At 42.4% G+C, this 21,731-nt stretch carries 18 protein-coding genes and 1 pseudogene; 7 read left to right on the top strand and 12 right to left on the bottom strand.

Going from position 1 to position 21,731, the window contains the following annotated elements; all coding sequences use genetic code 11:
• Positions 1-3: 3 nt before the first annotated feature.
• Positions 4-831, bottom strand: a complete 828-nt coding sequence (locus tag GT348_RS04385) for an acyl-ACP desaturase (RefSeq protein WP_160618682.1) — start codon at positions 829-831, stop codon at positions 4-6.
• A gap of 133 nt (positions 832-964) precedes the next feature.
• Here GT348_RS04385 and bioB point away from each other — a divergent pair, with 133 nt between their 5' ends.
• The gene (bioB, locus tag GT348_RS04390) at positions 965-1,972 is read left to right on the top strand and encodes a biotin synthase BioB (RefSeq protein ID WP_160618683.1); all 1,008 of its coding nucleotides are present in this window, start codon (positions 965-967) and stop codon (positions 1,970-1,972) included.
• A gap of 41 nt (positions 1,973-2,013) precedes the next feature.
• On the opposite strand, the gene GT348_RS04395 is transcribed toward bioB, so the two are convergent.
• Genes GT348_RS04395 through GT348_RS04420 form a run of 7 tightly spaced genes read right to left on the bottom strand, consistent with a single transcriptional unit; the run spans position 2,014 to position 7,571 of the window.
• The gene (locus GT348_RS04395) at positions 2,014-2,784 is read right to left on the bottom strand and encodes a hypothetical protein (RefSeq protein ID WP_160618684.1); all 771 of its coding nucleotides are present in this window, start codon (positions 2,782-2,784) and stop codon (positions 2,014-2,016) included.
• Entirely contained in the window at positions 2,781-3,737 is a 957-nt protein-coding gene (locus tag GT348_RS04400; protein WP_160618685.1) for an MlaD family protein, read from the bottom strand. Before GT348_RS04400 ends, GT348_RS04395 begins: the two co-directional genes overlap by 4 nt.
• A gap of 2 nt (positions 3,738-3,739) precedes the next feature.
• Positions 3,740-4,453: a P-loop NTPase family protein gene (locus GT348_RS04405; protein WP_160618686.1), complete on the bottom strand. Its 714-nt coding sequence runs from the start codon at positions 4,451-4,453 to the stop codon at positions 3,740-3,742.
• Between the two features lie 7 nt (positions 4,454-4,460).
• Positions 4,461-5,051: an MlaE family ABC transporter permease gene (locus tag GT348_RS04410; protein ID WP_236646410.1), complete on the bottom strand. Its 591-nt coding sequence runs from the start codon at positions 5,049-5,051 to the stop codon at positions 4,461-4,463.
• Between the two features lie 14 nt (positions 5,052-5,065).
• Positions 5,066-5,269, bottom strand: a complete 204-nt coding sequence (locus GT348_RS09370) for a hypothetical protein (protein ID WP_236646411.1) — start codon at positions 5,267-5,269, stop codon at positions 5,066-5,068.
• Positions 5,266-6,042, bottom strand: a complete 777-nt coding sequence (locus GT348_RS04415) for an adenylate/guanylate cyclase domain-containing protein (protein ID WP_160618687.1) — start codon at positions 6,040-6,042, stop codon at positions 5,266-5,268. The genes GT348_RS09370 and GT348_RS04415 overlap by 4 nt, the downstream gene beginning before the upstream one ends.
• Positions 6,042-7,571: a cache domain-containing protein gene (locus GT348_RS04420; RefSeq protein WP_160618688.1), complete on the bottom strand. Its 1,530-nt coding sequence runs from the start codon at positions 7,569-7,571 to the stop codon at positions 6,042-6,044. Before GT348_RS04420 ends, GT348_RS04415 begins: the two co-directional genes overlap by 1 nt.
• Before the next feature lie 128 nt (positions 7,572-7,699).
• On the opposite strand from GT348_RS04420, the gene ygfZ reads away from it, so the two are divergent.
• Both ygfZ and hisI read left to right on the top strand, forming a co-directional pair.
• Complete coding sequence (gene ygfZ / locus GT348_RS04425) at positions 7,700-8,533, top strand: CAF17-like 4Fe-4S cluster assembly/insertion protein YgfZ (protein WP_160618689.1); 834 nt, start codon at positions 7,700-7,702, stop codon at positions 8,531-8,533.
• Positions 8,530-8,955: a phosphoribosyl-AMP cyclohydrolase gene (gene hisI / locus GT348_RS04430; RefSeq protein WP_160618690.1), complete on the top strand. Its 426-nt coding sequence runs from the start codon at positions 8,530-8,532 to the stop codon at positions 8,953-8,955. The genes ygfZ and hisI overlap by 4 nt, the downstream gene beginning before the upstream one ends.
• 20 nt (positions 8,956-8,975) lie before the next feature.
• Here the strand turns inward: hisI and fghA are convergent, their stop codons facing one another.
• Positions 8,976-9,833: an S-formylglutathione hydrolase gene (fghA, locus tag GT348_RS04435; RefSeq protein ID WP_160618691.1), complete on the bottom strand. Its 858-nt coding sequence runs from the start codon at positions 9,831-9,833 to the stop codon at positions 8,976-8,978.
• Positions 9,834-9,835: 2 nt separating this feature from the next.
• Positions 9,836-10,951: an S-(hydroxymethyl)glutathione dehydrogenase/class III alcohol dehydrogenase gene (locus tag GT348_RS04440; RefSeq protein ID WP_160618692.1), complete on the bottom strand. Its 1,116-nt coding sequence runs from the start codon at positions 10,949-10,951 to the stop codon at positions 9,836-9,838.
• A gap of 101 nt (positions 10,952-11,052) precedes the next feature.
• Here GT348_RS04440 and GT348_RS04445 point away from each other — a divergent pair, with 101 nt between their 5' ends.
• The 4 genes and pseudogenes from GT348_RS04445 to GT348_RS04460 all read left to right on the top strand — a co-directional run bounded on the left by GT348_RS04445 (position 11,053) and on the right by GT348_RS04460 (position 15,083).
• Complete coding sequence (locus tag GT348_RS04445; protein ID WP_160618693.1) at positions 11,053-11,928, top strand: bestrophin family protein; 876 nt, start codon at positions 11,053-11,055, stop codon at positions 11,926-11,928.
• Between the two features lie 69 nt (positions 11,929-11,997).
• On the top strand, positions 11,998-12,588 hold the full coding sequence (locus tag GT348_RS04450; protein WP_160618694.1) for a CarD family transcriptional regulator: 591 nt from the start codon (positions 11,998-12,000) through the stop codon (positions 12,586-12,588).
• A 91-nt stretch (positions 12,589-12,679) separates the two neighbouring features.
• Positions 12,680-13,479, top strand: a pseudogene (locus GT348_RS04455) (SDR family oxidoreductase).
• A 17-nt stretch (positions 13,480-13,496) separates the two neighbouring features.
• The gene (locus GT348_RS04460; protein WP_160618695.1) at positions 13,497-15,083 is read left to right on the top strand and encodes a tetratricopeptide repeat-containing glycosyltransferase family protein; all 1,587 of its coding nucleotides are present in this window, start codon (positions 13,497-13,499) and stop codon (positions 15,081-15,083) included.
• A gap of 365 nt (positions 15,084-15,448) precedes the next feature.
• On the opposite strand, the gene GT348_RS04465 is transcribed toward GT348_RS04460, so the two are convergent.
• Together GT348_RS04465 and GT348_RS04470 are read right to left on the bottom strand one after the other, a co-directional pair.
• On the bottom strand, positions 15,449-19,627 hold the full coding sequence (locus GT348_RS04465) for a translocation/assembly module TamB domain-containing protein (protein ID WP_160618696.1): 4,179 nt from the start codon (positions 19,625-19,627) through the stop codon (positions 15,449-15,451).
• Positions 19,627-21,597 carry an autotransporter assembly complex protein TamA gene (locus GT348_RS04470; RefSeq protein WP_160618697.1) on the bottom strand — a complete coding sequence of 657 codons (1,971 nt, stop codon included), beginning with the start codon at positions 21,595-21,597 and terminating at the stop codon, positions 19,627-19,629. Before GT348_RS04470 ends, GT348_RS04465 begins: the two co-directional genes overlap by 1 nt.
• Positions 21,598-21,731 lie beyond the last annotated feature (134 nt).

The raw sequence follows: 21,731 nt of genomic DNA on the forward strand, positions 1-21,731 counted from the left end.
AAATTACGCTGCCAAACCAACTTTGCGGGCATATGATTTTTGCCTCCATTTCATGAGACGAAAAACAATATGGGCTATCATTTTCTGTATTTTAGAATGAGGGGTAATGCCTGTTGTTTTAAAAATCATGGCTGTAACCCGATCCAAATGTTTTTGCTGATAAAATTTCATCGCACGGGCCATATAGGCAGCAATATAGCGCTTATGATCATAAGCTACATTAGAGGATTTATTTGTTATATAATAAGCCGTTGCCAGCTCGTCATCTTCGCTTTCCATAACGCGACTGAGAGCAATTTTTAACCGGGACCATCTACCGAGATTTTCACGATCAAGATATCTGTGCATGTGGTCATAAAAAAGCTTAAAGTGACGATATTCATCAGCGGCGATCTGTTTACATAAGGCTTTTAACACAGGCTCATCAGTCGCATCAGCTAATGACGTATAAAATGAAGATGTACCTGTTTCCACCATACAACGTGCAATCAACTCACCTGAGCGCGATCCACGAATAGAGGAAGAGACATCTGTATCAATCTTATAAGCAGTGCGATAACGCTCAAAAGCGTCTTTATAATCCCAAGATGGATCTGCTAAAGACGCCCATTTTCCCAATGCATCACCATGTTGAATTTCTTCTTCTGCCCAATGTTCTGCTGCTTTGCTAAAATCAGGATCCTCTGAAAAAACATGTTTGAGATATTCTGTGTAATCACGTGCATTACGCTCAACGACAGAAGCTGCCTTAATGAGGGAAACAATATCAGGATTTACTTTTGTGGGATCAAAAGCTTCCCAGTTCATTTGTTCAATACGCCAATGTTTCATAAAATTTCCCTCATTTTAAAACTCACTTAAATTATGACAAATCACGCTGTTTTTGTGCTAGGCACTGCTTTTCTACTGACATAATACAACAATTTTAGGTAAGTGTAGGCCCTCAAATGGAGACAATCTTTTCATGACTTCTGATTCACCCAGTTTGGTAAAATTAAAAGACACGCTTCGCCATGACTGGAGCCGTGCCGAGATAAACGCTATTTTTACACTTCCCTTTCCCGAGTTAATTTTTAAAGCTCAACAAGTTCATCGTCAGCATTTTGACCCAACAAAAATACAAATATCTACCTTACTTTCTATCAAAACAGGTGGGTGTCCTGAGGATTGTGCCTATTGCCCGCAAAGCGCACATCATGAAAAATCTGTAGAACGTGAAAATTTAATGGCTCTGGATAAAGTCATCACCGAAGCCAAAGCCGCTAAAAAAGCAGGCGCTGAACGTTTTTGCATGGGCGCCGCCTGGAAAGCACCTAAAGACCGTGATCTTGACCCTGTTTGTGAGATGGTTAGGGAGGTTAAAGCTCTTGGACTTGAAACATGCTTAACCATAGGAATGCTAACTCCCACTCAATCAGCGCGTCTCAAAGAGGCAGGTCTAGATTATTATAATCATAATCTAGATACATCCGAAGAATTTTATGGCTCTATCATTTCAACACGCACTTATCAGGATCGTCTAGACACACTTTCTAACGTGCGCGATGCCGGTATTAATGTCTGTTGCGGGGGCATTATTGGCATGGGTGAAAATGAAGAAGACCGCGTGGGTCTGTTAATGACACTCGCTAACTTACCCAAACATCCTGAAAGTGTACCTATTAATCTGTTAGTACGCGTTGAGGGTACTCCTCTTCAGGATGCCTCTAGCGTAGATATCATTACCTTCGTAAGGGTTATCGCAACTGCACGTATTTTAATGCCAGCCAGCCATGTGCGCCTTGCGGCCGGTCGTGAAACCATGTCAGAGGCAGATCACGCCCTTTGTTTTCTTGCTGGGGCAAATTCTATTTTTTGGGGTGAAAAATTACTTACCACACCCAACCCTGTAAAAAATAAAGATCAACGCTTATTAGATCTTTTAGGCATGAACCCTGTTGAGCCTTCATGTGCAAGCTCTGCCCACGCCTAAAACTATCTCCTCTCTCTAATCAAGAAATGAGAGAGGAAAATTTATAGGGGCTTTTCGTCCCTATCCTGACTATCTTTAATTTGTTGACGCACACGATCTGCCTCTTGCGACTGACCATTACCGCTAAAGGCTTTAGCCTGTAACTCTAAAGCCCGACGCATCGCTATATAATCTCCACTAACCTGCCGGTAACGTGTAAGATTTTGAGCTAAGGTCAAAGCCTGAGACCATTGCTGATGCGACAGCGCATAAAGTGTCTGTAACTCCATAAGATTAGCCTGGTTGCGTTTCTTCTCAGCCTTAGACAGCCTATGAATAGCATTTAAAAGATGGGTATCATCTTTTAAGGCCGCTGCATTATAACCTTCAAAAGCAATTGCTTCTTCTTGCGTCGGTTTATCGGATGATTTCTGAGCAGTTTTTGCTGCCCGTAAAGATTCCTGATAATTTTTTTGCCTATAAAGCGCCGCTGTTTTTATGAGATATAAATCTTCTATGTGATGATAGTGCCTGGTTTTTAAAGCATCTATGGCCTTATCAATGGTCTTTAAAGCCTGCGTTACATGGTTTTGACGTAACTGTGATGTTGCTAAATTAAAGCCAGCATCATGAATTGAGCCTTCATCATCAATCAAAAAAGCCCTTTGAAAAGCTGAATCATATTTAAATTCAGCCTGAGCTAGTCGCCCATTTTCAAACACTGTGCGCCCGACTTCCATATCATTGACATAGTCTGAATCTTCCCACGGTCCAGAAGAATGGCTACAGCCAAAAAGAAAAAAAGGCACTATTAATAAGGCTGCTCGCTTCATGGACGCACCTCTTTTGCAGGCAGACGGTGAGAGACTTTCGCGCCGTCACCCCCTCCTAATAACCAAAGCCCGCGCAATTGTTCCATAAGCTTTCTCAAACTCGTGGCACTTGCTTCTGCTTCAATAATAAGATCAGGCAGGTCTTCAGAGGTTAGACTTGCATTATGCAAAATTTTCTTAACATCAGGCGTGGAAGATTTAAGATCACCCGACATTTTGTGCACATTTTTCATGGTGCCATTAGCTTCATTAAGCGCTACGTGCAGCTTTTTTTCCAAAGGCTGAATATTATCTATCGCCTTATTCAAACTACCCAACACCAAATTCGCACGGTCATAAACCTGACGTTCTGTAATAAAGGCTCCGGCAGACCCTTTACCTGCACGTAAATCTTTTATTAGCCCATCGACCTGCGCCGTAATATCTTCGACATTATTCATGGCAGGAACAAGACGCTCACGAATGTCAGATACTATTTTGGCAATTTGATCGGCCGGGTTAGCTTCTACATTGGCATGTACAACAGCATAACCCCAGTCCAAATTCTCTTTATGGCCACGTGTTAATTCAATATAACTTGCCCCAGCTACGATAAATCGGCGCCGGATTGTAGCAACACTATCCTTGCGAATAAAGCGCTTAAATTGCGGTTCAATCGTTCCTTCTGCATACATACGTCCGGAAGGATTAAGCTCTAAGGCACGAATTTCACCAGCATGCACACCCATAACTTCAATATCATTTCCAACCGCCAAGCCAGCAACGCCGCTTCTGGGTAAGACAAAATGAATTTTTAAAGATGGTGCAAGCCACTGCTTTAAAAGACCTGTTTCAATAACTGCCGCAGCAAAAATAACAATTGCTGCAAGCACAAGCAGCCCCACCCATTCATCAGTATACCGATTACGAAACAGGGATTTTGCTGTATCAGAGTCTTTACGTAAACGGAGCATAACTAACCTCTCATCGTGATAAGGCCACTATCACTTAGGCGAAATTTTTGCATGTCACTTTGCTCATAATCTTTCCAGACACTCGCGTCAGAAGAGATCCATATAACGGCACAGCCACGTTCGCGCACAGCTGTTAACTCACCGAGAAAAGCATCATAAAGTTCACTCGGCTCTATTGTGACAGGTTCTTCCAAAAGCATTAATGACGGATTACCCATAAAGGCTCTGACATATTCTGCACGACGCAAGTCCAAACTGGATAATTTACCCGGAAGCTGGGTAGGTAACCCAGGTAAACCAAAGCGAATTGAAAGTTTCACGGCTTCTTTAATAAGCTCATTTAAACTCGTTTTTGAGTGATAAAGGCGCTGCCATAGGATATTCATCTGCATTGGATAAAGCTCTATCCATTCATTGCCCTGAAATATTCGCCCTATACGCCCCCTCAAGGCCGAAGCACGCCTATCTTCCAGATCTTTCCATTCCAGACCCAGGCATCTTACGCGTCCTTCTCCTATTGGAGCCAAACCAGAACATATATCTGTAAAAAGAGAAGCTTGCTGTAAATCACGACACTGGATTAATGCGCATTCACCAGCATTAAGACTTAAATTATAGCGCGCATAAGAAAGGCCAATTTCATTGAGAACAGGCCTTGCATCATTTAGCTCAAGAACAGGTCCCAAAAACTGCAATGAGGATAATGGATTTGTCATAACAGTCCTAAAAAACCATATCCAGGACCACATTAATGGCCATGACTGACATAATTCCCCGTGAGAACCCTCTGGGTAGTAAAGTGGTCAAATTATCTTCAGTGGTAATATCCATTCCTGATAGGCAACAACTTAGGCCAACAGCAAAACCGCTCAGTAAAAATTTTAGAGGAATACTAATATAATCTGTAGGATGAACCGAATTAATGACCTGGAACATAAAAGACCAAATGGGCATTGTTACGATGTTTTTCAGCCAACAAACAACATAGCCTGTCCCAAGCGCGATGACGCTAAAGATCATTCCTAGCGTAAAGCCGCTAACAGTCATGGCTAGACTACGGGGTAAAATAAACGCAATAAATGGATCAATTCCCTGACCATTTAAAATGCGCAGCTGGCCTTGCAATGTCAGGTTCCCAAGGTCGGTGAGAATAAGCATTCCTGAACGACCTAGCAAAATAATACCAACTAAAACGGGCGCAATTTCTCTGACCAGCACGGTAGAAAGAATACTACCTGTCATTTGGGCTATGCCGGCAAAACCAAGCCAGAAAATAGCTTGAGCCACAATACCTAACCCGGTGAGAACAGCCACAACAAGTACGCTCGTCAGCCCCCTCCTGTCATCTGACGCAAATTACGCCAAAACTCCATTTGAACCGGGCGCCGCCAGTTTGAAGGGAAAGACGCCTCTTTTAAAACACCCCAGGCTGCACCAACCATAATTAACATAAAACGGGGCATGCCACGCGTTACATGACCTATAGTCGCTAAAGTGCGCTGTATGAGGAAAAAACGCTCCGAATTATTCATCTCCGGCCCGCCATAATGTAACTGCGTGTAATACCCTTGTTAGGGAGATAAAAATCACCTCTTGGCCTAAAGAGGAAATATTCTCTCAACAATCTGTAAGCCTGCTCTGAAACCTGTATTTGTCCTCCGTCCGGAGCATTATGTGCCATCAAATCAGCGACCGAAAGAGCATCTCCCCACACATTAAAGACGCTTGGATTTTCACCAATCTGAGCAGCGATCACCGGACCAACATCTATACCGATGCGAAACATTAATCTTGTTGACAAACCGGTCAACGCATTAAGACAGATTTCACGAATATTTACCGCTGCATCAGCAAGGCGTAACACACTACCTATATCGAGTTCCTGACTACAGCTACCCAGTAAATTCAATCTATTGCCAGCAACCTGCATTGAAAAAAGACCGGCATCTTTCGCAGCATTTTGGATCTGCTTGGAAAGATCATTAATCAAATCGAGATTACGCTGGGCCGTATCTTTCTGGGTTGTATAAGATTCAACAAATTCCAAAACCATTAGAGGAACAAGCGGATAAAGACCATCTTGCGGCAAACCATCTTCCTGGTCTTTTGGATCTAAAAGAAAACCCTTGTCGATTTTAAGAATATTAGCTTCATGAGAGGCACTGGCTTCTTCAAAGCTCTTCTGTTCTTTGTAATTATTTTTGTTGAATCTTTTATTGCGCTCGGTAAAGCGCACTGCCTCAATTGATGAAACAAGGGCTATTGTACGCTCCAGCATATTATGATCTTCAGGATCCTCAATCATTATAGCCCAACGGGATTATGCTGGTCCAGAATGGGAACAAAAAGAAGATGGCTGGAATCGATCGTTCTCATTACAACGCGTTGGACAGACCGAAACCTATCATCTTCCTCTGCATTAGGAACATCAATGAGCTGTGAATCTCTTAAACACTCAAATAAAGCTGGATGAGAATGCTTTGCTAGCTCAATGCCCGAGCCATGAATATCTTCTGTACGATCAAACATATCTTCACACAGTAAGCGCTGCCCATCGGGTAATAAACGCCAGAGGCTTGTCCTTTTTGCCTTTGCCCGCTCAGCCAGAACTTCAGTCATGGCGGGAATTTCTTTTTCAGGATTCAATAAAGAAGGCGTATTAGCAATCGCCAAAAGACCAGCACTTTCTTCGCGAATCTTTTTCTGGCCTTTTTTCAATCTTTTTTGAAAAAAGACCACACGCCGGCCCTGATAAATAAAGCCTACAGCAAGCAAGAGAGACAAAACTATAACAATTAATGAAAAGTAAATATTTTGCTTTTGAACAATTTGAGCAAAATTGGCAAAATCACTTTCCGGCGCATTAATTAGCAAAACCCACGATTTTTTTGCCAAAGCCATGGCAGAAGCGATTGTGACGTAATTTTGATCCTTAATATGTACTAGCCCCGTGCCAGGTCCTTGAATTTTAAAAATATTTAGAGCGCGTATGAATACTGACTGTGTTGCGGGATCTAGCTTTACTTTTGTAGTATCAAACTTGGCAGCTCTCATTGCCTCCATATTATGGCCGGCAATGATATGACCACCAACATCAACAATAACAGCTTGCCCATTTTTGCCAATTTTCAAGCTATTTACAAAATGTGAAAGCTGGTTCAGTGCGATATTGATCGCAAAAACCATACGGCGCCCATCAATTGTTTTAAACGTTGTAGAAGCCGTTATGATAAATTGATTAGTAGAAAGATAGGGCACAGGGTCACGCCAAAAAAGACTTAGTTTTCCTGGTTGCTGTTCTTTTTTTAACGCTCCTAAATACCAGTTTTGTCCTCTAGGATCATAAGGATCAGTTTTTAAATCATCCTCACTAACAAAGCGTCCTTCAGAATCCCTGATTTCATGATGAAAAACGTGTTGCCCATTTTCTATTTTATAGGTCGTTTCTTCATAATTTCCATCACGCGGGGCCATCATCCAAAAATGTCCCTCGTCATCAGCTAAATAAAAGCTGGCTACTTGTGGAACATTTTTAAGTACAGAACGCCCCAAAAGCATGAAATTAATGACGTCTTTATCAATATCAGGGCCGTTTAAAAGGTCTTTCGCCACAACTGAAGATGAGCGCGCGGGGGAAAGATAATTACTCACTTCTTGAGTGATATAACGTTGCTCACTATTCAGCAGACTTCTAGAAAGCTGGATAGCCCCCTCTCTTGTAGAGTGATAATTATGGAGAGAAACCAAAATTATCGCACCAATAACAAGGACAACCCCAAAAATGGGCGCTAGGAATTGGGCAATCTGCCACCGTCTGTTAGACGGACTTGACATAGGATTGACGATCTCTTCACTCGACAAGAGCCTTATTCCCCTCAAAATGGATAACAGTTTCTAAGCGGGCCACTATAAAATTTAAATAATTTGCCCTTCTGATGAACTTAATTATCATAATATACCTAATGAATAGCAACCATCTTTCCCATCGCCGCGTTCTTTCTGTAACTGGAAAAGATCGATTTACCTTTCTTCAGGGGCTAGTTACCGCCGATATTTTGGCTCTTAAGCCCGGTGAAATGAGTTTTTCGGCCTTTCTGACGCCTCAGGGCAAAATAAGAACGCTTTTTTATGTTTTTCATGCACAAGAGACTCTTTATCTCGACTGCTCGACTCATGAGGCTGATTCTTTTTTAAAACATTTGAGTCTTTTTAAATTAAGAGCTGATATTTCTCTTACTTTAACGGAACTTCATGTTTATGCCGGCGGACCAGCAGACACACCGCCCCACGATGCCATTATTACGTCCCCAGATAAAAGGGCCCCTTCAGCAGGATGGCGCTCTTTAAGTGCGACCACTCCTTCAAAATTAGGGGGCGGAGATCAAAACTGGCTGGAACGACGTTTGGAAAATGGCCTGCCAGAAAATGAAGACATTATTTTAGGTAAAACCATAGCTTTGGAAGCTAATTTGGATGGTCTCAACGCTGTTTCCTGGAGCAAGGGATGCTATATGGGGCAAGAAGTGACTGCACGTTCACATTATAGAGGGCTGATCAAAAGAAGAATTATTCCTGTCACCCTTCAAAGCGGTGCGTTTCCACCAGAAGGCGGGTACCTTTCTCTAAAAGATTCAGAAGATATTCCTCTTCTTTCTAGAAAAGAAAATAAGGCGTTAGTTATGTTACGAAGAGATTTCTGGACAAGTGAGTCTATCTCTTTCAACCATATTCCGGTTAAGGTCACGCCTGCCGACTGGTTCTTTAAAATCGTGTCTTCTGAAAGTTCTTCTTCATGACCTGGCAAGCCCCCGATGAAATGAGCCTAAATTCCATTTTGCAAAATGTCAGATTTGACCAAAATGGTCTTATAGCAGCCATAGCTCAGGACGAAAATAAGACAATACTTATGCTTGCCTGGATGAATTTGGAGGCTTTGAAAGAAACATTATTAACGGGACGCGTCTGCTATTATTCAAGAAGCAGACAGACATTATGGCGCAAGGGTGAAAGCTCAGGCCAGGTGCAAAAGTTACTTTCCGCTGCGCTTGATTGCGATGGCGATGCTTTACTTATGACTGTTATGCAAAAAGGTGTCGCCTGCCATACAGGACGCAAAAGCTGTTTTTATCAGGAAATTACCTCTCGCGGCCTAAAAGCTAACACAGCTCCAGAAATTGACCCCTCTGAACTTTATGGTTCAGAGGACATCAAAAGGTAACAATCAAAACGACATCGTCATTATAAAGCCGTTAATATGGAAGCATGATGGGCTATATGCTCTTCTATAAAACTTTGCACAAACCAATATGAATGGTCATAATTTTGATGCCGCCGCAACGTTAATGGCTGGTTCACCTGGCGTGCTGTTTCTTCAAGAGCCTCTGGCTGAAGAATGGTAAGAAATTCATCATTCAGCCCTTGATCAACCAGTATTTTACAAGGGTGACTATGCCCTGCTTTGAGCAATAAACAGGGGTCATAATGCTGCCATTCCTGTTTATTACCGCCAAAATAGGCTGCTGTTACTTTTTGCCCCCACTCTGTACGTGACGGTAAGCAAATAGGTGCAAAGGCTGAAACGCTTTTCCACTTTTCTGGTTGACGTAGGGCAAAGCCAAGAGCCCCCATTCCTCCCATTGAATGGCCCATTATACCGCATAATGCCGGATCTAAGGGGAAATTTTCTTCCAGAATTTTGGGTAATTCATGCCCCACAAAGCTGGCCATTTTATAATGATGTGCCCAGGGCTCGGCCGTAGCATCAAGATAAAATCCAGCCCCTGTCCCCAGGTCAGAACTTTCATTTTCTTCTTTAATGTTTGTATCACGTGGAGATGTGTCAGGCGCTACAAGTGCTATACCCCATTTGGCAGCAAAACGTAGGGCATTTGCCTTAACCAGAAAATTCTCATAATTACTGGTCAACCCGGCAAGGGCATAAATCACTGGTACCTTATGACCATCTTGCGCCTGGGGTGGGAGATAAAGGCCAAAATTAGTTTTTACGCCCAAAGTTTTTGAGTTGAAGCGCAAAAATTGAAGCGTTCCGCCAAAACTAAAATGAGATTCAATAATTTCAAAATTATGCCTATTCATGATCAATACTCCACGACTGTACGAATACCCTCACCGCGCTCCATCATGTCAAAGCCTTTATTAATATTGTCCAAAGTCAGTTTCTGGGTGATTAAATCATCAATATTGATGCGCCCTTCCATATACCAGTCAACAATTTTTGGTACATCAGTGCGCCCTCTTGCTCCACCAAAAGCCGAGCCAATCCAACGTCGCCCCGTTATAAGCTGAAATGGTCTTGTACTAATTTCCTGTCCTGCGCCAGCAACACCAATTACACAAGACACTCCCCACCCTCTATGAGCACTCTCAAGAGCCTGGCGCATGAGCTTTACATTTCCGACACACTCAAATGTATAATCCAGCCCACCATTTGTCATCTCTATGAGATGGCCTACTAATTCATCTTCACTGTTCAGATCTTTAGGATTTACAAAATCTGTAAGGCCAAATTTACGCGCTATGGCTTCACGCTCTGGGTTTGTATCTATGCCAATAATACGTTTGGCCCCAGCCATTTTAGCGCCCTGAATAACGTTAAGGCCAATACCGCCAAGTCCAAAAACAGCCACGCTAGACATAGGTTCAACCTTTGCTGTGAAAAGTACAGCACCGATACCTGTCGTAACGCCACAACCAATATAACATACTTTGTCAAACGGAGCGTCGGAACGGATTTTTGCCAAAGCAATTTCGGGCATTACGGTGTAATTAGCAAATGTGGAGCAGCCCATATAATGGTGCACCGGCTTACCTTTATAGGAAAAACGCGTCGTGCCATCGGGCATTACACCCTTTCCCTGGGTAGAGCGAATCGCAGTACATAAATTTGTTTTTCGCGACAAGCAGGAAGGGCACCCCCTGCATTCAGGGGTATAAAGCGGAATAACATGATCACCTGGCTTTAACGCCTTCACACCAGCACCAACCTCACGGACAATTCCAGCACCTTCATGACCCAGAATTGAAGGAAACAAGCCTTCCGGATCTTTTCCTGAAAGCGTGAATTTATCTGTGTGACACAAGCCTGTTGCTTTAATTTCGACAAGAACCTCACCCTCTTGGGGACCTTCGAGCTGGACCGTATCAATAATTAGAGGTTTTCCGGCTTCAAGAGCCAGAGCTGCACGTACGTCCATAAATTGCTTTCCTTTCCGATATGTAACTATTGATAAAGGCCTTCTGCGTGTAAGCTACAGACCTGTTCATATAAACTGATAACATAGAGAGGAGAGCGCATTTGGTTGTTAAACGTCGTTATGGGCTGACAATTCTCATCAAAGAAACACTACCCTCTCTCATAATACTAGCATTATGGGACTTTGTTGTGGTGATTCTCTTTCAGATTTACCACCAAACTTGGATGGAACAACCCGCCCTTCCCATCTCTCTTATGGGATCAGCTTTGGCTTTGTTTCTCGGTATTAGAAATAATGCAGCATATGCCCGCTGGTGGGAGGGTCGAACCTTATGGGGTTCCATTACAAATAACTGCCGCTCTTTTGGGCGAGAGGTTGCTTCGCTTCTTAACGGACGGCCTGACCTTGCAAAAGCTATGGCAGCCTATCCTTACCTTTTAAAAGCCGCCCTTAGTGAAAGTGAAATTGGTGAAGAGGTGGGCACTTTATTATCCAAAGATATGCAACAACGGGTTTTTTCTTGCTCTAACAAGGCAAATGCTCTGCTTTATGAAATTGGAATAGAGGTCAGGAAAGAAGTTGATAAATACCACATAGATGGCGCTGTGCATGGCACGATTGATCGTATTTTATCCGACCTTGCCAATGCCCAAGGAGGGCTGGAGCGTATTCAGAAAACACCCCTGCCCATACAGTACTCGGTATTACCTAACATTGTAACACATCTTTTTTGCATTATGTTGCCAATTACAGCAGTGCAAACTTTGGGATGGATTACTCCTTTAGGCTCAAGCATCATTGGTCTTTTATTCCAAATGCTTGATAGAAGTGGCCGTGATTTACAGGAACCTTTTAAAAGCACATCCCATGCCTTGCCGATGCTCAATATGTCACGAACCATAGAACGTGACCTTCTGGAACCTCTAGGTTTAAAATCTCATCCTATGATACAACCACGCAACGGGGTACTACCATAAAAGTAGTTTTGGTAAAGTACGAATAACCATTATGCAGACAAGACCCAATTTTTTTGCTATAAAGGCACAATGAACAGCAATTTTAGAATGCCTCAAAGAGGCGGTGTAACCGAAGCTATGGCCCGCGCTGCTGCTGAACATACGGCACAACAAAAAGATCCCGGCCTAAAAAGCGATCCCTTTCAGGTTGGGGATTCGATTGTCTATGCGGCCCATGGTGTTGGGCGCGTTGAGAGTATTGGTCAAGTCGAAGTTGCAGACACCATGATTGAGATGATTGAGATCTCTTTTCCTGGTAACCAGATGACCCTGCGTATCCCTTTAGCCAAAGCGCGCAAATCCGGCCTACGCAAGATAGCTTCACGCGCTATTGTTGATAAAGCTATGGCTGTTGTGAAGGGCAAACCACATGTCAGCCGTGGTATGTGGGCACGCCGTGCAATTGCCTATCAAGAGAAAATTAACTCCGGTGATCTTATACAGATTGCAGAAGTTTTACGCGACCTAAGACGTAACGTTGATAGTCTCGATGGTAGTTTTTCTGAACGCAAACTTTTTGAGGCTGCACAGGAACGTTTTGTTGCTGAGCTTGCCGTCCTAGAAAATAAAGACCCGGACACGGTTTTAAGAGACCTAACAGAGACCATGAAAAGCGCCTAAATTGTGCTTAGAGGTTGTGCCTTTTTACTGTGATCAGAATTATATTTGGCTTCTAAAATAACCTTTATCGGACTAAGGAGATTTTATCGCTATGACGCTTTCTTTAAAGCCACGATTTAAAGGCCAAAAAGTTCTGATCACGGGTTCTTCTCAAGGAATTGGTGAAGCTATAGCGCATTTTTTCGCGAAAGAAGGTGCGCGCGTCGCCCTGAATGCGCGTCAGGAAGATAAACTTCTTGCTCTTAGAAAAAAGCTGGCCAAAGTACCAGAAGGTGAACATGTCATTGCTGCAGGTGACATATCTAAAGAAAAAGATGTAGAAGCCCTTTTTGCTAAAGCAATTAAAGAGCTTGGTGGTTTAGATATCATCATTAATAATGCCGGTTTTCTTATTAACGCCCCTTCTGATGAAATGACCTTATCAGACTTTGAAAGCGTCATGGCTGTTAATGTGACCGGCGTGATGCTTTCTTCCCGCTATGCTCTTCAATATTGGCTCAAACACAACGTCAAAGGGCGTATTGTCGTAACGTCTTCAGTACATGAAACGATACCAAAACCAGGTTATTTGGGATATTCAGCCTCTAAGGGGCTGTAGGAAATATGGTCAGAACTTTGGCACTTGAATATGCCAGCCGTGGCATAAGGGTAAATAGCGTTGCCCCTGGAGCTATTGTAACACCCATGAATGATGCTTGGACAAAGGATCCAGAGCAATATAAAGCTGTTTCAGATCATATTCCAATGAAAAGACCTGGTAATAGTGACGAAATTGCAGCTGCTGTCGCCTTTCTGGCTTCAGAAGAAAGTAGCTATATAACAGGTCAAACACTTTATGTTGATGGTGGTTTGACGCTTTATGGTGATTTTGAGAAAAACTGGTCTTCATAATAATAGCAAAGACCTGGATGGACTCTCATTTTTCAAATAATAACGTTTTAACTGCTCAAATTTCGTCTTTATTACATGACGGCCAAAAAGAGAGAGCCTCGATCTTAATAGAGCGCATTCCCCAGGAAGAAATACGCTCTTACTGGGAAGCCTGCCTGTTCTTTTATGAAAATTCCTATCACAAAGCCGCTCAACATTTTAGAGCGGCCTCTCAATCAGGGTTTTCTTCGCCTTTAAAACATCTTCAACAACAGTTACAAAATAACAATGAAGAGGAAGATTTTTTAAAGCTATTAGAGCATATTGAGGCTTCTGATGATATTTCACCTCACCTTATTGAACTAAAAGCAATGTCACTTATTCAGCTTCATCATCTTGAAGAGGCTGAAACTCTGATAAGACGTTCATTGAAGACTGGAAAATCCTCTTATCTTTTTCAGAGTGTTTTAGTCAGAATCTTGTGTGAAGAGGGTGCTTTTGGTGAAGCAATTTACCTACTCAATAAAATGCGGCAAGAACTCCCCCTTAATTGGGAAATACTTAATAATTTAGCCTGTATTTATAATAATATTGGCAAGATGGAAGTAGCTCTTACGCTGTACGGCCACGCTATTCCTCTTGCGCCACAAGAAGCTCAATTAAGGCTTAATCATTCTATTGCCTTATTAAAATCTGGACGTTTCTCTCAGGGATGGCAAGAACATGAATGGCGCCTGAAACTGCCATTTCATTCTAATCTTCCTCGAAAGAAAATTTTGCCTACCTTGTTGCCTGGGCAATCTTTGGCACATAAAAAAGTTCTTGTAACACAAGAAGAAGGGCTCGGTGACGGGCTCATGTATGCACGCTACCTCCCTCTTTTAGCTCAGACCGGCGCTATTATTCATGTTTGGGGAAGCGATCAGCTAGCTTCTTTAATTGAGCGCATTGAAGGTGTTTCTGTTTCGCAGGTTGGAGGCACCTGCCCGCCTTATGATTATCATTGCCCTTTTATCAGTTTGCCAAGGGCACTAAGTTTATATCCGTCAATGCCTTTTAATATATCTACGCCCTATCTTACCCTTTCTTCAAAGAAGAAAAATTATTGGCAAAAGAAGCTGCATTCAGTTCCAAAACACAAATTGCGTGTAGGGCTCGTATGGGCGGGCGGGATCCATAAAGATGACCGCGCTTCCAGATTACTCGATTATCACCGTTCCATAGATTTAAAAACGCTTAAGCCCCTTTTTGGTGATCCTCTTATCCAGTTTTTTAGTCTACAAAAAGGCGAAAGAGCTTGCCAGCAGGCAGAATTCTCGGATCATATCATTGATTATATGAGTGAGTGTGAAACAATGGAGGATACCGCGGCCTTTATTGAAGCACTTGATATTGTAATTACAGTCGATACCTCAATAGTTCACCTTGCCGGCGCCTTAGGTAAAGAAACTTTTTTAATGGATCGCTTTTGTAACTGTTGGCGCTGGGGATTTAACCAATCTCAAACCCCTTGGTATCCTTCTGTAAAAATATACCGCCAACCATATTTTAATGACTGGCCTAGTGTCGTAAACCTCATTAGCGCTGTTTTAACAAAGAAAGCTTTGGATAAGGCTCTTTCTTAATAATCAATGCCATAAAATAACCAAACAGACGAGCCAGGATCATTATTTTAATGACTAGCCCGGTGCCGTTAACCTCATTAGCACTGTTTCAACAAAACCCTCTTTGAACGAGGTCCTCTCTTAATAATCAATGCCATAAAATAACCAAACAGACGGGCCAGGATCATTATTTTAATGACTAGCCCGGTGCCGTTAACCTCATTAGCACTGTTTCAACAAAACGCGCTTTAGACGAGGTCCTCTCTTAATAATCAGTGCCGTAAAATATTCCAACAGACGGGCCAGGATCATTATTTTAATGGCTGGCCCGGTGTCGTTAATCTCATTGCCGCTTTAACAAAACGCGCTTTAAACAAAGTCCTCTCTTAATAATCAGTGCCATAGGATAACCCAACTGATGAGCCTGGATCATTTTCAGGTGTTGTAAAACCAGTAATTTGGCCGCCTGTTCCAACCGTGGTGTTAAGTTTTAAATGTTTTGTCAGGTCAATACGTACTTCTGCTTGTGTGTTACTGCCTGATAGGCCCTCTTTCGCACCAACATATACATTTTTAAAAATATATTTTCCTGCTGTAAGAGTAGATTTACTTTTGCCATTTCCGTCATCTCCTCCTCCTATCGAAAGCTCATCTAAGCCAAGGCCACTTCTAACAGTGCCTAATGGATCAAATGATGTACCACCACCTAACTGAACAACCGCTGCGCCTAAAGCTGCTAACTGAGTAGGTGATAAGCTTGCTCGGGAACTACCAAATAAAAGGACAGACAAAACCTCATCTTTTGGCCGTTCTGGGACAGACATAAAGTTTATTTTAGGTGCACTTGCATAACCCGTTACAAGAAGGCTTGCTAAAATACCCTCTGCACTTCTGTCAGCTTTAAAATCAAGAGTAGGATCCAGGCGATGTCCGACACCACTGCCATTAAAAGCGACAAGTCCCTTGGTAAAGGTCAGGTTGACACCAGCCAGGTTAAATGTTCCTTGCTTCAAATTAAACCCACCAGAAATAACAGGTGCGCTACTGACACCACCAACATGAAGTTTACCGTTCATCTCAGCAAACAGCCCATGCCCTCTTACAAAGAGTTTACCTGGAGATATGACATCAAGATTTAGACCAATCACCATAGGCGGGTCGAGTTTTTGAGCTTGTTTTTTAACAGGTTGTACTATCTCTAATTCTGGCACTGAAGCAGGCATGGAATTAGGAATTGAGATTGATGCCTGAGGGATTTTGATTTTCCCATCAATATTTAACTTTGACGTTGCCTGCCCATAAATATGAATCGCCGCATCAAGTGTTTCTTCTAAAATATCACTGATTACAGGCTGAGCTTTATCCATTTTAAACTCTAAATCTATAGGTATAGCTGGCCGCAAAGCCCCTATTTGGCCTGTAAGAGACATAGTGCCCTTGCCTGCCTGCAGAGTTAAATCCTGGATCGTTAACTTATCGCCTTGCGCTAAAATATCTCCGTGCAACTGAGTCAGATGCACTCCCTGGGCATAATGGTCAAAGGCACCATCTCTAAGGTGAACTGCCCCAGAAAGCTGTGGTTGAGGCAATTTACCCTGGGCTAATATGTCTAAGGCCAAATGACCTTTTAAGCCCATACCACTCGCTCCCAAAATGGCATTTGCCATTGTCAAATCGAGCTTTCCCTTTGATCGTAATGAAATTGCACCATCTTTGCTTAAAGGCACACTACCATCAGCATTTAGTGAAAGTTTCTGGCCAGCCGTAGCTGTAGCCTTGATAACTGCCTTTTTATGATCAAGCTGAGTACGCACATCAAAAAAAGCAGCCGGAAGAGATGCCCCAGGCCCACTTGTTAAACGAAGATTTTTGCCTGAAAGAACAATATTTCCGGTTGGATCTTCTACCGACCCCTTTAGCACGCCCTTCGCTCTGATAATCCCCTCCGCTTTTAATGAAGGAACAAAAGGATTAGCCAGGGTAGGTGTTAAGTTATCAAGCCCAAAAGAAAGATCCAACTTGGGTTTGATTGTGCCATTTACCGATAATTGTGCTGCTTTGCTGTTTCGAGCTGAAACAGATAATTTTAGATGCTCAATTGCTAAAGGAACTCCATATTTTACTGCCGCAGGAGACAGTAAACGCATTGTTTCCCCTTTTACGAGAGCACTAAATTTCTGAAGCTTGACGTAAGAGTTTGTTAAATCAGCTAGAGCAGAAAGATCAAGCTGTGCAGGTGCCTTTAAAAGATTTTGGAAGCGCCCCGAAACATTCAGAGAAAGAGCATTTTGTGGCCCTTTCACGGTCGTTTTTAGATTACCTGTTATATCCTTAGCTTTAAGGCCTTCTAACTGGGCCATAAGGTCAAAATTAGGTTCCTCAGATAAATGGGTCGCTTCTCCCCTAATTTTTAAGCTGCGCACACCATAATCAGCCATTGCAAGGCGGGATGACAGATCAAGCCTTACATTATTGGCCCGTAATTCGCCGTCATTTTTCTTTTCAGTATGAAGAGCTAATGTCAGGGCTCCCTTTATAGGCTGACCAATAATGGGAGCAAATGCCTCTAAATGAGGGATAGAGAGGGCCAAATTTCCCCTAGGTATTTTCTTTCCATAAGGTAAAGCAATATCGCCTTTCCCCTTAAGAGATTTCCACCCTAATTCATTTAATGAAAAGGCCAAATTACCTTTGGAATCTTTATCAAATAATGCATCAAGCGTTAAAGGCGCGTTATCAAATGTTCCTGTTAGGTTAAGCTTGCCTTTAGGCGCATTGGGAAGATGATCAATCTCTGCCTTAAGAGTCAGCGGACCTTCTTTAATATGGGCCTGTGTATGATCTACGCCTAATTTCCCGTTAAGGGTTAAGTTCGTTTTTATATCTTTTAAAGGGCCACTCGTTTTAACATTAAGATCAACCCCACCCCGCAAAGCAGGATGAAGAGCTTTAAGTTGTGGCAAGTTTAATGAGATAGAAGACTCTACTGCGCCAGCGTTTTTTAAATCAAACTGACCTAACCCTTTTAAATCAAGAGCCTGCCCCGTTACATGGAGAGTTTTAAGATCAATCACACCTTGTGCATTACGCTGCACATGCAGATTTAACTCACCTTTTTTACCAATTAAATCAACCGCCTGGCTCAAACCCGATTTAATATTGATGTGCCCAGCGGCAACAATATCAAGAGGATCATTTTTAAGCTGAGGAAGTACAATATCAGAAGTTAGATGTGTCGATCCCTCTAAATCAATTTTTCCTAATTTAGCAAAAGGACGAAGTGAGGGTAAGGCAAGGTCAAGATGTGCTTTGAGAGCTGGTGCGAGCGTACCATTAAGATGTAACTGAGCCAATTCATGTGAAAGTTGCACTTCAAAAGGCTGAGTTTTGTTAAAAGGCTTATAAATAGCTTTTAATGTTAAAGGCGAGCTCGCTAATAATAAGGGTTCATTTCCAGGTATTTTTAAAGCTGAAACAGCCCCTAATAAAGAAATCTTTTCTTCAATATGGCCAGTTTTTTGCGAAATTCCTTTAAATTGTAAGTCTATCGAACTTGCCGCAATGGATGACGCAGCAAGATTAGTGATTTTAACAAAGGCCTGGCCCTGAGGTGCTGTGAGTGATCCTTTTAAAGCAGCCTCGACATCAAGTTGATCCCATCCCAGATCGGATCGAAGATTCATGGATGGCGCTTTTAGAGTAAGAGCCAATTGACCTTCTTTTTTATAGAGATTTACCATTCCCGCGCTATGAGCGCTGAGCTGTGCCTTATCTTTATCTCCAGCAAGCAAACTCAAATTTATTTTGAGCTTGCGAAAAGGACCATCAATCATAATGTCCGTTGTCAGTGGATCTAAAGCAGGCATTTGCCCAAATAAACTGACAAAGCCATTTTTACCTTCATCAAAATGAATAGTGCCCGTTACATGATGGCGCTTTTTATCCAAATTGAGAAATAACTGCCCTGGTTCATCCAGCCTTTTGGACTGAATGTCGAACCTCATATTAGGCAAATTCTTAAGGCTTATATTATGAAAAAAAGGATTAATGCTTTTAATATAAGCTTTACCTAATAAGGAAAGCATAACCCTTTTTTTAGCAAGTTCTGGCCCTATCTCTATATGGGGCGCAACCAGCCTATCAATTCTAATACCTAAAGGAAGATTGAGAGGTTTTTTATGAGGATCCTCAGGTGGTTTAGGTTTACTTGAATAAGGAAGCCGCTCAAAAATAAAGCGCTCTGCCTTAAAATCATTAACCTTAGCTTGTAAATGTAACAGGGCTAAGGGAGACCATTTTAAGTCTGCATGATCAAGTTCAAGCCATATTCCTTTTTCATCTTCAAGTGTTAATTTTTCAACACGAAGATGAGCTGGCAAAAATCCAGAAACCCCTTCTAAATGAACCATATTACCAGTCAGAGAAGGTAATTTTTGTTCAATTATATTTTGCACATTAGGAAGATTTAGAGCAATCAATAATGCTGATACGCTCATTCCTAAAAGCATTAATGGAATACCAATTAACGCAATGAAAGCGAGATAAAGTCGTTTATGCAAGCGCATCAGAAGCTCTCTCCCAAACCAATATAGAGCTCCCATTTATCTCCACGTGGCGGACGTTTATAAGGCAATGCGATATCAAGCCTTACTGGACCAATAGGAGTAAAATAGCGCACACCAGCACCATAACCTACGCGTAACTTCCCATGACCAGGCATAGACCCTTTTCCAACCTGACCAGCATCAACAAATAAGGCAGTTCCGAAACTTTTAAAAAGTCTCTGGCGATACTCAATCGTAGCTGCATCCATAGAACTGCCCCCGATAGCATATTTCGAGTTGCGAAATTGCGGACCAACCCCCTGATATCTAAAACCGCGCACTGTAGACTGACCACCTGCATAAAGGCGTTGATCTGGCGGAATATCCCACGTTGTGGCCCCTTGAATAGAGCCAACAATCCCCCTTAGGGCAATGATACTTCTGCCTGGGCGGGTTAAACCAAGATTATGTATATCAAAGTAAGTCGATATCTGTCCGTTCAAAATAGCGAAAAATGAAGTTTGATGTTCAAGAGATTCAGAAGGCGTGACAGAGATAGAAATTTTTACACCATGAGTAGCAGGATCAATAGGGCTAGTACGACCAGTACCGTCATAATCAACGCCAAGAGGGAGAGACGCTATAAAATAATTGCGTGACTTGCCAAATTGCTTAATATTTTCTTGTTCAAGCGATATGGCGCCATTTAGTTTCCACTCATCATTAATTGGCTGGGAAAAACCTCCCCGCAAAATAAGCGCTGTTTGGTGGTAAGAATATAAAAGCTGCCTGACCCCTTCAGCTCTTAAATTAAGAACACGCCCACGATCTAAAAAATCGGGCTTACTGAAATCGACATAACCATCATAACCAAGACCTTGCTGGGCCGATCCGCCCAGACCTGTTGCAAGAGCCGAAATTTTAAGCTGCTCTCCCCTGCCCAAAAGATTACGATGTAACCAGCTTGCCCCCAAACGTCCTCCCAAATCTGTAGAAAACCCGACTTCTCCAGCAACGCGATGACGTTTCCCTTCAGTAAATGAAAAATTCAAAGGCATAGCCTGAGATACATTTTCAACTTCACTTTTATCAGGTGAAATGGATATGACTGGTGGCGCATTTTCGATTTGGATTGCCGAAAATAGCCCCGTACTACCAAGATCCAGGCGAGAATTTTCAATTGAAGACGGCTTATAAAGCTCACCTTCATGAAGATGAATACGGCGCGCAACATAATCCTGCTTTACATGCTTTAACCCTTTAAAATGAAACGGCCCCACAACTAATTTAGGACCTTTATTCACATAGGTTCTGACTGTAATTTCATGACGATCATGATTAAGGATTGCTTTTGGCCGTGATACTGAAGCAAGGCCGTAACCCTCTTCATGCAAATAATCTTCTAATCTCGTCTGTGAGGCTAAAATATTTTTTGCAATTGCTTTATCGCCAATTTTAACACCAAAAGCTTTTTTTTCCTCACTTGTAAGCGGGATAGCTTTTAAATCAACGCGATGGGCCTCATCATGAGCAGAAAGCAGCTCTATTGCTCCAACATGATAACGGCTAGCCAAAGTGGCTGACGCTGTTATTTTTACGGTTTTACCCTCTGGTAACTGGCTTAAAATTCCTGCAAGGGCCGGATCTCTGCCATCGTACTCTTGATCCAGCACAAAAACCTTAATTTCGACAGAACCACCATAAAATCCTTCAGATCTGAGGCCCCCTTCTAATCTTCCATAATCACTACGGATACGACCTGCCAGAGCATAAGGCCCAATATGATGGGTTTTTTGTAAAGCCACGAGCTGAGATGCAGCCTGCAAAGCACTATCGACATTACTATCAGCCGTTTTTTTAATATTTATTTCATAGGCCAGACTCTGCTCTTTTTCTTGCGACGTTGCCGTTTCAGAAAAAGCTTGCTGTACGCCTAAAAAATGACTGATCACAAGCGTTAAGCATAAACTTAACGTCCTAACAGGCTTCACCCCGCCCCCTTATTTTACAATAAAATCTTGCAGTTATTCATGGCTAATGAGGTATTTTTATACTGCAAAATCTGACATAGATATGGCATAACATACATCATTCGTTATTTTTTTATCTCTTAAAACAGAGTTTC

It is taken from the genome of Aristophania vespae (assembly GCF_009906835.1).
In the GTDB taxonomy this organism is placed as follows: Bacteria; Pseudomonadota; Alphaproteobacteria; order Acetobacterales; family Acetobacteraceae; genus Aristophania; species Aristophania vespae.